The organism is Desulfopila inferna, assembly GCF_016919005.1.
Classification (GTDB): Bacteria; Desulfobacterota; Desulfobulbia; order Desulfobulbales; family Desulfocapsaceae; genus Desulfopila_A; species Desulfopila_A inferna.
On the sequence record NZ_JAFFQE010000008.1, the window covers coordinates 58,782 to 74,645 of the forward strand.

15 protein-coding genes are annotated in these 15,864 nt (G+C 48.6%); 11 read left to right on the forward strand and 4 right to left on the reverse strand.

The features are described 5' to 3' along the window. Positions 1-7 precede the first annotated feature (7 nt). The 9 genes from JWG88_RS17710 (at position 8) to JWG88_RS17750 (ending at position 9,343) form a co-directional block, all read left to right on the forward strand. Positions 8-964, forward strand: coding sequence for a Na(+)/H(+) antiporter subunit B (locus tag JWG88_RS17710; protein WP_353740697.1), 957 nt, complete (start codon positions 8-10; stop codon positions 962-964). Beyond that, positions 961-1,377 carry a cation:proton antiporter subunit C gene (locus JWG88_RS17715; RefSeq protein ID WP_205235130.1) on the forward strand — a complete coding sequence of 139 codons (417 nt, stop codon included), beginning with the start codon at positions 961-963 and terminating at the stop codon, positions 1,375-1,377. Before JWG88_RS17710 ends, JWG88_RS17715 begins: the two co-directional genes overlap by 4 nt. 4 nt (positions 1,378-1,381) lie before the next feature. Further along, on the forward strand, positions 1,382-2,860 hold the full coding sequence (locus JWG88_RS17720) for a monovalent cation/H+ antiporter subunit D family protein (RefSeq protein ID WP_205235131.1): 1,479 nt from the start codon (positions 1,382-1,384) through the stop codon (positions 2,858-2,860). Continuing rightward, entirely contained in the window at positions 2,860-4,320 is a 1,461-nt protein-coding gene (locus JWG88_RS17725) for a monovalent cation/H+ antiporter subunit D family protein (RefSeq protein WP_240194598.1), read from the forward strand. Before JWG88_RS17720 ends, JWG88_RS17725 begins: the two co-directional genes overlap by 1 nt. 15 nt (positions 4,321-4,335) lie before the next feature. Then, positions 4,336-4,641: a hypothetical protein gene (locus tag JWG88_RS17730; RefSeq protein ID WP_205235132.1), complete on the forward strand. Its 306-nt coding sequence runs from the start codon at positions 4,336-4,338 to the stop codon at positions 4,639-4,641. Beyond that, positions 4,631-6,328, forward strand: a complete 1,698-nt coding sequence (locus tag JWG88_RS17735) for a Na(+)/H(+) antiporter subunit D (RefSeq protein WP_205235133.1) — start codon at positions 4,631-4,633, stop codon at positions 6,326-6,328. Before JWG88_RS17730 ends, JWG88_RS17735 begins: the two co-directional genes overlap by 11 nt. Before the next feature lie 370 nt (positions 6,329-6,698). Further along, positions 6,699-7,100, forward strand: coding sequence for a MotA/TolQ/ExbB proton channel family protein (locus JWG88_RS17740; RefSeq protein ID WP_205235134.1), 402 nt, complete (start codon positions 6,699-6,701; stop codon positions 7,098-7,100). 252 nt (positions 7,101-7,352) lie between these two features. Continuing rightward, positions 7,353-8,558, forward strand: a complete 1,206-nt coding sequence (locus JWG88_RS17745) for an AI-2E family transporter (RefSeq protein WP_205235135.1) — start codon at positions 7,353-7,355, stop codon at positions 8,556-8,558. 29 nt (positions 8,559-8,587) lie between these two features. Then, positions 8,588-9,343 carry a polysaccharide deacetylase family protein gene (locus tag JWG88_RS17750; protein ID WP_205235136.1) on the forward strand — a complete coding sequence of 252 codons (756 nt, stop codon included), beginning with the start codon at positions 8,588-8,590 and terminating at the stop codon, positions 9,341-9,343. A 48-nt stretch (positions 9,344-9,391) separates the two neighbouring features. Here JWG88_RS17750 and JWG88_RS17755 read toward each other — a convergent pair whose 3' ends face one another. The 4 genes from JWG88_RS17755 to JWG88_RS17775 all read right to left on the reverse strand — a co-directional run bounded on the left by JWG88_RS17755 (position 9,392) and on the right by JWG88_RS17775 (position 14,119). After that, positions 9,392-10,570 (reverse strand): GNAT family N-acetyltransferase, encoded by a 1,179-nt coding sequence (locus JWG88_RS17755; protein WP_205235137.1) that lies wholly within the window; start codon positions 10,568-10,570, stop codon positions 9,392-9,394. Positions 10,571-10,749: 179 nt separating this feature from the next. Then, on the reverse strand, positions 10,750-11,499 hold the full coding sequence (locus JWG88_RS17760; RefSeq protein ID WP_205235138.1) for an MEDS domain-containing protein: 750 nt from the start codon (positions 11,497-11,499) through the stop codon (positions 10,750-10,752). Positions 11,500-11,523: 24 nt separating this feature from the next. Beyond that, positions 11,524-12,738: a glycine/sarcosine/betaine reductase selenoprotein B family protein gene (locus JWG88_RS22000; RefSeq protein ID WP_306793122.1), complete on the reverse strand. Its 1,215-nt coding sequence runs from the start codon at positions 12,736-12,738 to the stop codon at positions 11,524-11,526. A 649-nt stretch (positions 12,739-13,387) separates the two neighbouring features. Further along, positions 13,388-14,119, reverse strand: coding sequence for a hypothetical protein (locus JWG88_RS17775; protein WP_205235141.1), 732 nt, complete (start codon positions 14,117-14,119; stop codon positions 13,388-13,390). 272 nt (positions 14,120-14,391) lie between these two features. Here JWG88_RS17775 and JWG88_RS17780 point away from each other — a divergent pair, with 272 nt between their 5' ends. Beyond that, complete coding sequence (locus JWG88_RS17780) at positions 14,392-14,814, forward strand: VOC family protein (protein WP_205235142.1); 423 nt, start codon at positions 14,392-14,394, stop codon at positions 14,812-14,814. Between the two features lie 218 nt (positions 14,815-15,032). Then, a complete protein-coding gene (locus tag JWG88_RS17785) occupies positions 15,033-15,842 on the forward strand; it encodes a c-type cytochrome domain-containing protein (protein ID WP_205235143.1) in 810 nt (269 codons plus the stop codon). Positions 15,843-15,864: the final 22 nt, after the last annotated feature.

A 15,864-nucleotide genomic window follows, 5' to 3' on the forward strand; every position in this document is an offset into this window, starting at 1 on the left:
GACTTTTCTGGTATGTACGGCGCTGGCGATAGTGCGGCTGCATGATCTTTTTGCCGTGGTCATGCTCGCCGGTATCTACAGTCTTCTTTCCGCCAGTCTTTTTCTTGACCTCGATGCAGTTGACGTTGCCTTCACCGAGGCTTCCGTTGGGGCCGGTATTTCAACACTGCTGATGCTTGCCTCCCTCAAACTTGTCGGCAGACACCAGAAAAAGAAAAGGTATAAACCTACACTTGCTCTGGGAATTGTCATTGTTACCGGAGGACTGCTGGTCTATGGAACTTTTGATATGCCGCATTTCGGTTCAGCTGATGCGCCTGTTCACAAACATGTAGCTCCACGTTATATGGAAGAATCAATGACGGAGGTTGGCGTACCCAACATGGTGACCTCCGTCTTAGCCAGTTATCGAGGCTTTGATACGCTGGGAGAGACAGTAGTGGTTTTCACCGCAGCGATCGGTGTAATGTCCCTGCTGCTGGTCTCGCGCGAGACCAAGCAACAATCGAAAAAAAAGGTGCCTGCTGATATGCAGCAGCAGATTATCCTGCGCGTCGTCGCCAAGATGATGCTGCCTCTTATTCTGCTGTTCGCGCTTTATGTCCAGTTCCATGGCGATTACGGACCGGGCGGCGGCTTCCAGGCCGGAGTCATTTTTGCCGCAGGAGTAATTCTCTACACCATGCTTTTTGGTTTGAGCAACGCCCAGCGAATTTTCAAACGTCAGGTACTTGTGCTTCTTACAGCCTCAGGCGTACTAGTATATGCCGGTGTCGGGGTAGCCTGCATGCTGCTTGGCGGAAATTTTCTTGACTATGACGTTCTCAGGCATGATCCGGTCCATGGTCAACATCTCGGCATATTACTCGTGGAACTGGGTGTCGGCATTACCGTGGCTTCGGTAATGATCACCCTCTTCTTCAAGTTTACCTGGCGAACCGTTAAGCATAAATACATATCATGAATATTCTCGGGCTCTACAACTATTGGATCGTCGTGGCGCTGATGATGATTGGATTTTACATCGTAATCGCCCATGAGAACCTCGTGAAAAAACTGATTGGCTTATCCATCTTCCAGACAGCGGTGTTTTTTCTCTACATCAGTATGGGCAAAGTCACCGGCGGCACAGCTCCCATATACGACGAAAAGTGGGAGCTTTACTCCAACCCTCTTCCTCATGTTCTCATCCTTACCGCCATTGTTGTCGGTATTGCCACTACTGCGCTGGGCCTGTCGCTGGTCATCAGGATCAAAGAAGCATACGGCTCGATAGAGGAAGATGAGATTCACGCTCAGGACGCCAGCGATGAGCTGGAATGTCACCTGGAAGCGTATGGTCCCAGACGCAAATTCATAGACGGAAAAAGGAAATAGACGAGTGATTGCCCAATATCCCATACTTCAGGTTATCGTCCCTCTATTAGGTGCACCGCTCTGTCTTTTTATCCGAATCCCGCGTCTGGTCAGCCTTTTTGCTATTCTGGTCAGCAGCGTTGCATTTCTTATCAGTTGCGGTCTGCTTCAGCAGGTACTCCTGCACGGCACCATAATTTATGAACTTGGCGGCTGGCCGGCACCATGGGGAATCGAATATCGCATCGATCAGCTTAACAGCTACCTCCTTCTGCTGGTTTCCGGCATAAGTACTGTTGTTCTTGTTGCCGCCCAGACCAGTATCAGGGACGAGCTGCCTGAAAACAGGCATGTCTTTTTCTATACCGCTTACCTGCTCTGCCTCACCGGACTCCTGGGGATCCTGGCAACAAACGATGCATTCAACGTTTTTGTATTTCTGGAAATTTCCGCCCTCTCTTCATACACCCTGATTGCCCTGGGCGGTGATCGCCGAGCCCTGACGGCATCCTACCAATACCTTGTCATGGGCACCATCGGCGCCACTTTCATCATCATCGGTGTCGGTCTGATGTATATGATGACCGGAACGCTCAATATGAGCGATCTGTCGCAACGACTGCCCTCGGTTTATGAATCGAAAACCGTATTGACGGCCTTTGGGTTTTTCATCGTCGGCGTCTGTCTTAAACTGGCGTTGTTCCCACTGCATCTCTGGCTGCCCAACGCCTATGCCTATGCACCTTCTGTGGCCACCGCTTTTCTTGCGGCGACCTCCACCAAGGTTGCCGTCTATGTCCTGATCCGTTACGTATTCGATGTTTTCAGTATCGAATTTGTCTCCAAATCACTGCCGCTCAACGATATATTTCTGGTCCTTGGGCTGACAGGTATTTTTGCGGCCTCTGTCTCCGCCATCTATCAGCTTAACATCAAACGTCTTTTTGCGTATTCCAGCGTGGCCCAGATCGGCTACATGATTTTAGGTCTGGCTATCGGCACTTCTCTTGGGCTCACTGCTACCCTGCTGCATCTTTTCAATCACGCCCTGATGAAGAGTGCGCTTTTTCTGGCCATAGGAGCGGTCGTCTATCGCATCGGCAGCTCACAGTTGAATCATTTTGCCGGACTGGGAAGAAAAATGCCCTGGACCATGGCTGCCATCGTAACCGGCGGGCTGAGCCTTATAGGACTGCCGTTAACCGTCGGTTTCGTCAGCAAATGGTATCTGGTGGTCGCCCTGCTGGAGAGAGGCTGGTGGCCCGTTGCCGTACTTGTACTCCTCAGCTCCCTGCTGGCTGTTATCTACGTCTGGCGCATAGTCGAATGGGTGTATTTTTCCAAACCCCGGATTATTATAGACGACATCAAGGAGGCACCCCTGAGTCAGCTTATCCCCATATGGACGCTGGTTCTGGCAAATCTGTACTTTGGCGTTGACACCCGCCTGACGGTAGGTGTGAGCAAGTTGGCAGCACAAAGCCTGTTTGGAGTGAATCAGTGATGCAGTTGTCGCCGGAAATGATATTACTGTTGACCATGCTGGTACCGGCATTAGCCGTTTTCGGTATCCTGGCCGCCGGTCGATATCCCAATCTGCGTGAAGGGGTGACCATAGCCGCAAGCGTAATTCTGATATATCTGGTGAGCAGCCTTTACGTCCTGGTGAAAAACGGAGCCTCTATTTCCCTGACCAGCCCGGATATCTTCCCCGGTCTTGCCCTTTATTTTGAAATTGAGCCGCTCGGCATGCTCTTTTCCCTGGTTGCCGGTTACCTCTGGCTGGTAACCACCGTCTATGCCATCGGCTATATGCGCGATCATCATGAAGAGAATCAGACCAGGTTTTATGCCTGCTTTGCCATTGCCATATCATCGACAATGGGCATCTCCTTTGCGGGAAACCTTTTTACTCTCTTTATTTTTTATGAAGTCCTGACCCTTTCCACATATCCGTTGGTAACCCATGCAGGGACCCGGAAAGCAAAACAGGGCGGCCGGGTCTATCTCGGCGTGCTGCTGACCACTTCAATCCTGTTTCTGCTGATGGCCGTTATCGGCACCTGGCATACCGCGGGAACACTGGATTTTACCAGAGGAGGCGTATTCTCGGCCGAAACCCCGCATCTGGTAACCGGAACCTTGCTGGTACTCTTTATCTTCGGGATCGGTAAGGCCGCCATCATGCCTTTTCATCGCTGGCTGCCCGCCGCCATGGTTGCACCGACTCCCGTCAGTGCCCTGCTTCATGCCGTAGCCGTAGTCAAGGCGGGTGTATTCACCGTGCTCAAGGTATGCGTCTATATTTTCGGCCTCGACCTGCTGCAGCAGCTGCCTAGCACCGATATCATGCTCTATCTTGCGGCCGCCACAGTTTTGCTGGCATCTGTCGTTGCCATGCGTCAGGATAATTTAAAAGCCCGGCTGGCCTATTCCACTGTCAGTCAACTTGGTTATATCACCGTTGGAGCCTTGTTGGCGACCAGTATGGGTGTGGTCGGCGGAGCAATGCATATCGCCATGCATGCTTTCGGCAAAATCACCCTGTTTTTCTGCGCCGGCGCCATCATGCTTGCCGCACATAAGACCGAAATCAGCCAGATGAGAGGTCTGGGGCGACAAATGCCGATCACCATGACTGCCTTTTTCATCGGCAGCCTGAGTATTATCGGCCTGCCTCCGGCCGGAGGAACCTGGGGCAAATGGTTTCTGCTGACCGGCGCATTTGATAGCGGAAAATGGATAATCATGGCAGTATTGATGATCAGTACGCTGCTCAATATTGCCTATCTTCTCCCCATTCCCCTGCGCGCCTTCTTCAACAGTGATTCAGCGCAGGAGGACATGACGTACAAGGAAGCGCCCCTGCCCTCACTGATAGCCCTGAGTATTACCGCGCTTGGTTGTATTGGTTTGTTCTTCTTTACACAACCCCTCTATCAATTAGCACTGGCAATTCTTTAAGTACAGGAAACATATATGGCGAAGCATACTCAACATTTTTTCGACAAGCCGAAGAACGTCAAGATCGTTTTGTACCTTTTGTACGCATGCTGTATTGTTCTGTTTATCCTTGATTTTATCATTCATCGCCATACCTCCCACCGCTGGGAAGGACTGTTGGGCTTTTATGCGGTATACGGCTTTATCGGCTGCGTCGTTCTGGTGCTTGTTGCCAAATGGATGCGAACCTTTCTGATGCGAAACGAAGATTATTATGACCAGAAGGAGCTCGACCTAAAGGAAGAGGAAAGGGAAGAGAAAGGAGAAAATCATGTGGCCTAGCGATATTCCAGCCTTTCTGCCCTTTTTCATCGGTGCCGTACTGGCTCTTTTCACCAAGGGATACCTGAGAGGATTCCTGCTTCTCGGCATCATCGTGCTCAGTGGGCTTCATCTCTGGAATGTGCCCCAAGGGGTCACGGTTTCCCTGCACTTTCTCAACTATGAGCTGATGCCCTACAGGGTAGACAGGTTAAGCCTTCTATTCGGTTATATCTTTCATATTGCCGCCTTTATCGGGGTCGTCTATTCCCTGCATGTCAAAGACACCTTGCAGCAGGTATCAGCACTCTTCTATGCTGGCAGTGCCATCGGCGCCGTTTTTGCCGGCGATCTGCTCACCCTTTTCGTGTTCTGGGAATTTCTGGCTCTTTCTTCCGTTTTTCTTATCTGGGCAAGACGAACGGAACGCTCCTATCAGGCCGGAATACGTTATTTACTGATCCAGGTTTTTTCCGGCCTTCTTCTGATGGCGGGACTTCTGATATATGGCTCCCAGAATGGCACCCTTACCTTCGAATATATCGGACTCGACGGTATTGCCGGCTGGCTTATCTTCTTTGCTTTCGGAATCAAAGCCTGCTTTCCGCTTCTTCATAACTGGCTGACCGATGCCTATCCGGAAGCGACGCCGACAGGCGCCGTCTTTCTCAGCGCTTTCACCACCAAAGTTGCGGTTTATGCCCTGGCCCGCAGCTATCCGGGTACCGAGCTGCTGGTCTATATCGGTGCGACGATGACCTGCTTTCCCATATTTTTTGCAGTAATAGAGAATGATCTGCGACGGGTTCTGGCCTACAGCATGATCAACCAGATAGGCTTTATGATCACCGGAATCGGGATCGGAACTGCCCTTGCCTTGAATGGCGCAGTTTCGCACGCCTTCAACGATATCATTTTCAAGGGACTGCTGTTCATGTCCATGGGAGCGGTGCTGCATATGACCGGCCGCATGAATGGCTCCGATCTTGGAGGACTGTACAAGAGCATGCCGAAAACGGCGATACTCTGTATCATCGGTGCCGCCTCCATCTCCGCTTTCCCGCTGTTCAGCGGTTTCGTCAGCAAGTCCATGGTCATGTCAGCTGCCCTCCATGAAGGATACCACTGGGTATGGCTGATGCTGCTTTTTGCCTCCGCGGGTGTTTTCCATCATGCCGGTATCAAAATTCCCTATTTTGCATTTTTCGCCCATGATTCCGGCATTCGCACTACTGAACCTCCGAAAAACATGCTGTTCGCCATGTCGATTTCCGCATTTCTGTGTCTGGCCATCGGCATTTATCCGGATATGCTCTACAGCCTGTTGCCCTTTGAAACAGGATATAATCCTTATGATGCAACCCATATTCTGGCACAGACTCAGCTTCTCTTTTTCTCTGCGCTGGCTTTTGTCTGGCTTAACCTCAACGGCCTTTATCCTCCGGAACTACATTCGACTAATCTCGATGCTGAATGGATCTATCGACGCCTCTTTCCCCGCATCATTTCCGCCGGCTTCAGTTGGTTATGGAGAGCAGATAAGGCTGTGCGCACCACAACCCTTAATCATATGAACAACTTTTTTTCCTACTTGACTCAACTCCACTATCCCGGAGGTCGTGTCGCCCGGATGCGCCCCACCGGCAACATGGTCATGTGGGTTGCCGTTCTTCTTGCCGTTTATACCTGGCTGCTGCTGAGTTGGTGATCAGCGCCTAAGCAATAACTGGTGCCGCGACAAAGCACGCCATGCCGGAGTTAAGATCAATCTACTGAGCAAACCATCAACTTCTTTTCTCCCAAAAAGCTCTTCCTGCCGGTTAACCACCGGTGGTTCCTCCGGGGGCTGGTTCGACTTTCATAATGTAGGAACGGAATATTTTTCAAATACGAAGTGTAACCACAAGCAAAAAAGAGCTGTTTCACCCTTTGGGCGAGCCTGGCAAGCCCATAAAAAATCCGGGCAAGTCCGACCCTATAATGTTCTCCTTTTTCAGTTTTGTTTGGCAATTGCATGATCTTCAATTACTATCGCCTGAATTATACCATAATGAACAACCTCTATTGAAGGAACAGACATGCTACGTGATTTGGCTTTGGCGGCAAAGGCAGCCTGCAGCAGAGATGACCAGGAGACTCTGGTGCCTCTTGTCCTGAGACTTAAGCAAATATCTGAATTATCGACAAAATCTGGCCTGCTCGCCCTTGAAAGCGAGCTGGCCGACATCTCAGACCCTTTTCTTAACCTTGGAATGCAGTTGATCATTGACCAGGTTGAGCCCCAGATCCTGATCGACATTCTCGACTCTGATATTTACTACAATGAGTCCAATGGAAGGGAACTGCTTAAAAAAATCATCATTAGAGAAGGGCTCTTGCGGATACAGGCTGGCGACACTCCGCGGAACGTGCTGATCTGCACAAAAATTTTTCTTGGAAAAATGAGCAGAGAAGCCTGGAAGGCCTCGCCCACAGCCTGATCTCCGCCCAGTTTTTTCTGATTCCCAGGATGAGTGGCATGTGTTGTGGGCTAAGGCTCCTTGAAATTCTTGCGATAGTTGGCACACCTCCAACAGAGATCTTTTTTATCTGGATCTCCGAAAATACCTGAAAGCTACATTGAAAACTCTCATTTCACTGTTAAAGTAATATAAAAAGCGAATTTTTTCTATCATCCTGCAATGAGGCATGCCCACCCATGACCTTGTCGGGGGTATTATAATGAGGGACAGATGTCTAAAAATCCTAATTCTATTGCTAAACCAGGATTAATCTCAGCTTATATATTTCTAGGAGCTGCACTACTCGCATTTATTCAAAGTTATTTGCTTCTTTCTCCCTTAATCTTATCATTTTTTCTTATCCTCCTGATCTCTCTGGCCGTCAATCCACTAATCCTCAAGATGAGAAAATTGACAGGTGGGAGAAAAATACCGACGTTTTTGATCACTCTGGGATTGATCATCGGCATTGCATCGATAGGGTTGGCTTTGTTCGGTCCCATGAAGACCTCAGCAGAAAAGTTGTATTATTCCTGGCCAAGCTACTGGGAGCGCTTACAAAAGCCGTTGATAAAGTTGGAACAGAAGACTGAGATTTTTGAGAAAAAGATCGAGGAAGAAGTGAGAACTGAAATCGCTCAAGATCAATCAGTGGCTGATGGCCTGGAAGCCAAACAAGAACCTCCCACCGAACCTCCTCCAGAGCAAGCTGACTCTCCTCGCCCAGATATGAGTGAGATGTTTCAGGGCGCCATCGGCAGTTTTACCGCATTAGCCGTCAATGGTTTGGAAATATTGATTGTGCTGGTAACAGTATTTTTCGGTGTGATATTTACGCTAATGAATCCCCGCCCAATATTTGCGGCCATACTCTCGATTGTACCCGAGAATCATCAAGACCAAACCGTAATAATAATGCAGAGGGTAGCAAAATTCATTCCCGTCTGGGTAGGAGCGACCTCTCTTGGAATGATAACAATCGGTACATTGGTTTTTCTGTTCATGTGGCCGATTTTCGGTTTCACTGATGCGTTGGTACTCGGAATGACAGCGGGCCTTTTGGAAGCAATACCTTATCTTGGACCTATCTTCAGTGCCATTCCTGCACTTCTGCTCGCTATTGGCGAAGGGGGAATGACTCCATTATGGGTTTTGCTCGCGTATATTGTGATTCAATTTCTGGAGAATAACGTTATCCTCCCTCTGATAATGTCACGAGGTATGAGAGTTCACCCCTTAGCGGTAATTTTTTCCATGCTTTTATGCGTGATAGCTTTTGGCGTTTTGGGAGTTCTCATCGCTACTCCCTTGGTAAAAATCGTCAGCATCATTCACGATGAACTCTACCGTAAGCGTTTTCTCCCTTCAGTAACGGATGAAGACCTTGATCATCTGGCTGCAGTGGTTCTGCAGGAAGTGAAGTCTTCGGAGAGATGATTCTTATTTAAAAAAAGATCTGCACAGCCATGACACTCTCGAAAAATGCCGAGAATATTCTGACTATTCACTGTATTCGAAAGGAGTACTTCGCTCTCCCTCTCAATAAATATCGTCTCAATTTTGACGACGGACTTTTTTCTCAATATTACTACTTTCCGCTGTTACGCAGGCAGGAACATGAATTGCTCTATTTTATATCTTCCGCGTTTATCCGTCCCGGACCGGCAAGAAAAATGTTCGAAGGCGAATACATCCCCTACAAAAAGTCGAAAAAATACATGTATCGGGCGCTCATTGAAGACAATTACGAAGACTTCATGCGGATCGAGGAACTGCAGGAACTCGCGCAGACAGAAGGTGTGCACATCGGTGTTCACAGCCATTTCCACGATATTATTCTGACCCGCACCCATTCCCAAAAACGGAAACCGTTGAGTCAATGGAAGATGGCACATCTCGGATATCCTACAATTCCCGAAGACCTGGACTTCAGCATCCGCTCTAAATTAGCCTTTCAAGGCTATTATTATCGTAATGGCAAATTTGTCAGACGCTCCAAAAGCGACTGGCTGGATTTCATCAGATACGACACCGAAAATGCACTGCAGTGGTTCGAAAGCCATCTGGGGTTCGTTCCCGAGACCTACTGCTTTCCCTTTGGTGAACATAACCAAACTCTCATCGACATCCTGAAAACCTTCGGCTTGAAATATTTCTATAGCGCCCGCCCCGGCCCCTACCCCGAAATCCAGGGACGGACCGATATCGATTCCCTCATCTAAGCTTCGGCCAAAATTGACCTTGCTCGATGGAAAACCCCGGCAGATTTTTTAGGCAAACCCGGTGTCGCCGTCGCCGTAACGGAGATGGAATCTCCCCCGATATTCCGAAAGAGGACTATTTTCGTCTCGGGGATGAAAGAGGTACAATCTCTCCTGCTTCTTGATGAAGCGCTTTTTATCAAGCCAGCCGGGGAGATATCGGCCAAGATCAACATCGTATTCGATACGGTCGGCGAGATACCGCCTGGCACAGCGCAAGGCGACAACCATGGTCATAAACCCGACGTCCGGGTCCCGAAAAGCATGATCAAGAACCTTGACGACAGTTCTTCCCTTATGGGTGAGAATCGAGACGACGACAAAACCTAAGAGCGAGGGGTCGTTTTCACTTTCTATATGAAAGGCCTTATAGGTGAACAGGTCGCGCCTGGTGGAGAAGTAATACTCGCTCTTCTCGATGGCTTTGTCCCGTGAAAACACCCATGGATAGGTCAGCATCCAGTTAATCACCTCAACAGACCGGTAAAAACCCGGCCCGGTGACTTCGATACTTGTGTACCCGGGAAATTCCGCGATCTGTTCCACCTCCCTGGCAGCAAACGCTGCGGCCTCATGACGAAACGAACGCAGTATCCTGCTGTAGAACATTTTTTTCACCAGCCGATAGAGAGACAGGCTCACCACCTCGTTCATGGTCGCGGGGTCATGTTCTTCTTTTCCTTTGCGGATCTCGCCTCCCCCGGGAAGCAACCGTTTCAGTTTATCCGCCCGCAACTGGCGGTAGCTCAGAGTTCCCAGAGGTTCCATTCCCATTCGGCAGTAGAGCCGTTTGGCGTTTTCGGTCATGCGGGTGCCGATAAAGTCAATTCCAAGACCTTGCATGGCGGCAACCAATAACTTGCCGACTCCCCGGCCACGCATTTCCGGAGAGACCAGGAAAGTTGTCCCCCAGAATACCCTGAAAACGCGACCATCGACGCTGCATAAGCCGGGCAGCAAGCCAAGGTAGCCGACACAGCGGCCGCCACAGAAGGCCGTGACCAGAGCTACATCATCACCATCACCGCAGGGATTATGGATTTGCGAACGAACTCGTGCCTGCGAAATAGGGGTAAGCTGACCAGTGGAGGAGTCATTGGCGAGTCGGCCTGCGAAACCCTGCAACTCTCTCAACCTTACCGCCTTTATCGTTATTTCATCGGGGTTAATCTGCTGCTCCTGCGTCATGATTTACCACATAAGAATTGAGAAAACGTAATTCAGAAACAATATCCACTGTTATTGAATAAGTCCTTCATAAACAACAATAAAAATTCGAAATACAAGGCGCGGTGATTTTGGGTCAAAAGATGAAAATTCACGGCAAGTCAGAAGACGGTATGCCAATGATAAAATTCCTATAGTACTCACCAATCGGTCTTGAACGATTTTTTCAGTTTTCCCTTGTGAATGGCATGGGAGTGGGTTTCCAGGGCCATCATAATTTCCGTACCATAAAACTTCCTGAGATCATACTGGCACAAAAACAAATGGCCGGGACCAAGTCTGGCGTTGGTGCTTTCTTCAAGAGTCCTGAGTTCACCAGCGGTCCATTTTTGGTCCGCAGTCCATGACATGTCTCCGATAAGCCGGAAACTGCAAGGCGCCGAGGCAGCTGCCTGGACGGCATATTCCGTCATCTGCTCGGGAGTCTTTTTACCATTGCTCGGGATCAGTTTGTTTTGACGGATCAGATTCCGGATATCCAGGCCATCCTGCTCCATTGCCGAGAACAGCTTTTCTTTCCGGCTTCGGGGTGATATCACCAAAACAGTTTCTCGGTTTTCGATTCCCTGCCGCACATAAAAAGCCTGGATACCAAGGGCTTCCGAGAGATCAGCATAGAAATGAGCCACGTGGCTGCCGTCCGGAACATCGAGATCGCCAAATCCTAACCTCACACGATGGCCAGGAGTGCCGGAAATTGGCCATTCTGCCTGTTGGGAACCCGTTCTTCCTTCAATAAATTGTTGGATATCCGATGACTTGAATCTTCTTTCCCGCTTTTTCCCAATGCGAAAGCAGGCAAGCAGGCCGGCATTAGTCCACCTTCTGATCGTCATTTCAGAGACATTGAGCAATGCAGCCGCCTGTTTGACGTTTAACAGTTTTTCCATTCCAACATCCTGTTTCACTCGTTTTTATGCCTGGCCTAGTGGGACCAGCAGCATATCTCCGGTCATTTTCAGTGCCTTATCGCCTGACGCCCGGCATTTTTCCCTCACGGCTTTAAGTACCGCACCGGCGGCAGTCTTCTGCCAGAACCACTCGGTGAAGGTGGCATCGTCCGTTAATATCATATCCGGACGAAACATCACAGATTCGAAATAGACCGACTTGAGATCCTGTGCCGCAAAACGAAGGGCCGCGTCCAGTGAAGATATGTGCTCACCCGGTGTCATGGGGATCTCAGAGAGAAAATCAGTGAACAGCTGCAGTGCAGCATCCGGCGTAAAATAGATTACAGCGGAATAACCGCGTTTTTCAATGCCGATATCATACCAGGAGCGAAATTCCCCGACTTCACGGCTGAATGCTTCCAGTAGTTTCTCTGTTTCAGTTTTTTGTGTGATTGGACCGACGAAAGTAACCGGACAGGCCAGCTGATCAAGCGAATATTGTGACGTATTTTTTTTGGGGACGTCATGAGGAAAATCCTCCAATACCGGACCCATTTCCGCCTCCAGAAGGATCAGGGCTGCCAAGACCACCTGTCGTTGAAAGTCAGGATTGCCCGGAAGTCCCAAAGGACGGCCCAAGGCAAACGGCACCCACAGGGCTCTGGGGGGCTGAATGGTTTGAGTATGCTCTCTGATCAGGCTAATCTGAGTAGTTGGGATTCCTTCGGCTTCCAGATAATGTGCCAGCGCGCCCACGGCGCGGGTGCAGAGAGGTCAGACCGGCACCAGCAGGGCCGCATCAACCTGATCACCTCTCAGCAGCCCGGCAAGCTTGTTTGCCGCGGTTTCCATGTCTGCCGGATCAGTGGCCCCCATAAACGAATAGTGAAAATCCGCCACGGATCCGATGGATTTATGGGCGGCAAGTTCATGAAGCCGGTCCAGGGGAAAAGCCACATTCCAGTCCTGTTGAAATCCGGTGCGGTCAAAATTCGTTGAAATATGGGACATCACCAGATCTTTGGCTATGCAGGAGTCTGCGATCACGCGGAAATCGCCAGACATCCCTTCAAAGGGACGATCATCGCGGCGATGCAGTCCCGCAGTTGAAATAATGGCAACGCGGCGCCGGGCAAGTGGTGTGCCCGGAGCCCAAGGGCGGGTCTCAAAGGTTGGGCAGGGCAGTTTTGCCAGGAAAGAGCGCAAGGGTTCGGGTATGGTGTTCAATCGTGCCATTAGGTCTGCTCCTTATATTTTGTTTAACTTTGTTATACAATACTATCTAATTCAAACAAAATAATGCCTTTTCTGATCATTTATCAACCGTGATACCGTCGTATGAAGCCGAATCTCCCGGGTTGCTGTTTTTGCAGTTTTTTGTGGACTTCATGAAAGTCTGGAGCAAAACCTTAATTTTCCAACCTGTGCTTCAGGTTGTATTGCTTAATTTTTCAGGAAGCGGTCAACTCAAGCCCACTGCTCTGGCACGGTGGGGATTCGACTGTTCCTCTTTCTTTCCAGATCTTTGTCTGATTTCCAGGATGTTCCGGTTGCAGAAATATTTGAGAGGCGATTGCTATGGAATCAGTGTCGGATTGCTCTGGAATATTCGCTTGTAACGAGCATCCTTTTTTCAGTCTCCTTGGTAACCGAGATATCGTAATCACGTGAAGCTCACGTAAAAGAAGGTTCAGAATTTACCTTGTGGCAGGGGCTACTTTTGGTGGTGGGGGAGGGGGAAACCGAATACATTTTAGCCTATTCGGGGTCCTCTATGATAGAGGTTAATAAATATTTAGTGTCTGTCCAGAATGAGCAATTTACGGACAGACACTAAATGACCTTAAAACTGGTATCGAAACCTTGGGCTCCTCTAAATTTTACTCTATTTGTTCTTTACTGGTTTATTAGGATTATCTACTTTGGTTGAGCCGTTTGGATCAGTTGACTTGTCAGGTTTATTTGGATTGTCGGTTTTCTCTTCTGTTGGCTCTTCTGTTGCTGGTGGCGGCTCTTCTGTTGCCGGTGGTGGTTCTTCTGTTGCTGGTGGTGGTTCTTCTGTTACCGGTGGTGGTTCTTCTGTTACCGGTTCTGATGGAACTATGGTTAATTCATGAGTATAATCGCTCTCTTCATTGTCATCATACGCTGTCATAGCTAAATACGCAGTGCCTTCAAAATTACCAACTGTACAAAGAGGATCATTAACATTATCAGTAATACAGGTCAATTCATCCGGTGCAAGATACTCACAAGTATTATCGTAGTTACTGCAACGGACCGACTCAAAAACATCAATAAAGTAGTTGTAGGCAAAGTTACTCTTTAAATTTCCGTTATCATCAAATCTTGAGTCAGAACCATAATATAAACGATACCCCACTACATACTCTTCCGGTGGATTTTCTTGCCATGTAAGCTCTACCGTTCCATTATCATACGCGTTCGCGTATCCCGCATATAAAACAAAGATGAATAGACCTGAGATAAAGAGCTGTTTATGGTTACGTAGTTTCAATTTTGTTGTTCTTCTTTTAGTCATTCCGATTTCTTCAATTGAGGTTAATGTATAAGGACCGCATCTTCTATAAAAAGCAGCCAAGGGATCGCCGCCCATATAGCAGTTTTTATGCCACGGGCAGCGTATCATGGAAGCCGCGGCCTCTATCACTCGATATGCTTTAATAATCAGGCCTTATAGCTAGAACGCAGATGTAAATAAGGATTTGCAATGGAGAGGAAGAGGAAGTTACTTGAGAAGATCAGCGAAAATTTGCACACTTCTGTACATCAACTGCACTTCTTGCACCTTCCTGTTTTGCTGACTTCACTTGATAAAACGAGGAGTAGCAGGATTGATAAAAGACATTATACGTGAGGGGGTACACCATGAAGCCACTGATCTCTGTTGTCACTTTGGGTGTCGATGATTTGGAGAAGACCGTTAAGTTCTACCAGGATGGTCTAGAGTTGAAGACAGAAGGAATAATAGGAAAAGAATTTGAATATGGAGCAGTCGCCTTCTTTGATCTCAGTGCGGGATTGAAATTGGCACTTTGGCCAAGGGAGAGCATATCTCATGATTCTGGTCTGCCGAAAGGAAATATATCACCTACTGAATTTACCATCGGTCACAACGTTACCTCGAAGGAGGAAGTGGATGCTGTGATGGCGCAGGCTCACAGCGCTGGCACCAACGTCTTAAAAAAGGCGCATGATACTTTCTGGGGCGGTTACGCAGGATATTTTCAAGACCCTGATCAACACCTTTGGGAAATCGTCTGGAATCCTCATTTAATCCCTGAAGAATAATGTAATTTTCACTGGCTAAACTTCCCTATCATGCTCATTGTTTTGGCTATGAAAAAAAGTGTGGCAGCAGGTGATTAAAAAAGAAAGACCCTTTTCCCTGCATCAACGTCCTGAATTATTAAGGTAGAAAAGGCATAATTTCCATAAACAGAGAGTAACCGGCATACTGAATCCTTTTTATCCTCTACTGATCAGGTTCAAGGAGTGCTGACAAACAAATGGAAATATTTTATCAGACGCTGCAGAATCTTGGCTATACCCATCCCATCCATCCCACCATTGTATACCTGCCAATCGGCGGGGTCATGGCAGCATTGATTTTCGGGATCGTTGCGGTGATTCTCAATCGCTACAGTTTTGTGGTCTCCGCCAGGCACAGCTGTGTTCTGGCGTTTTTTGCCGCATTCCCGACCATTCTTCTGGGCTATATGGACTGGCAGTATTATCACGCCGGCACCTGGATGTTTCCAATCAGGATGAAAATCTATCTGGCCGCTGCTCTTGTCGTACTTCTTCTTATCACCATTTTGAGCCACTACATTTTCAGAGCCGGCATGAAAACCATCCTTTTTCTCTATTCCCTGTGTTTCATAAATGTGGTGGCCATTGGATATTATGGGGGCGAATTAGTTTTTGCCGGTTCGCATTGGCAACTCGATGCACAGGAACAGGAGAAGGCAGCAGATGGAGAGTCACAGGAAGAAGTGACCTGGGCTGATATCTCGGTAATTTTTGAGCAACATTGTAACATGTGCCACACAGGATCCAGTGCTCCGCACGATCTCCGCTTGGACAGCTACGAAGAGGTAATGGAAGGCAGTGAGAACGGCAAAGTCATCATTCCGAATAAGCCGGGCGAGAGCGAACTCGTCTTAAGGATGAAGGGCAGGAGCGAACCGGCAATGCCATTCCGACAGCCGCTGCTACCGGAAGAGACTACTCAGACAATAGTACGCTGGGTTGATCAGGGTGCACCAAAATCCACTAGCGGTAAGACCGCTATAGCGCTTCGGGGCGACTTTTTGTGAATCAACACCTTGATATGAGGAC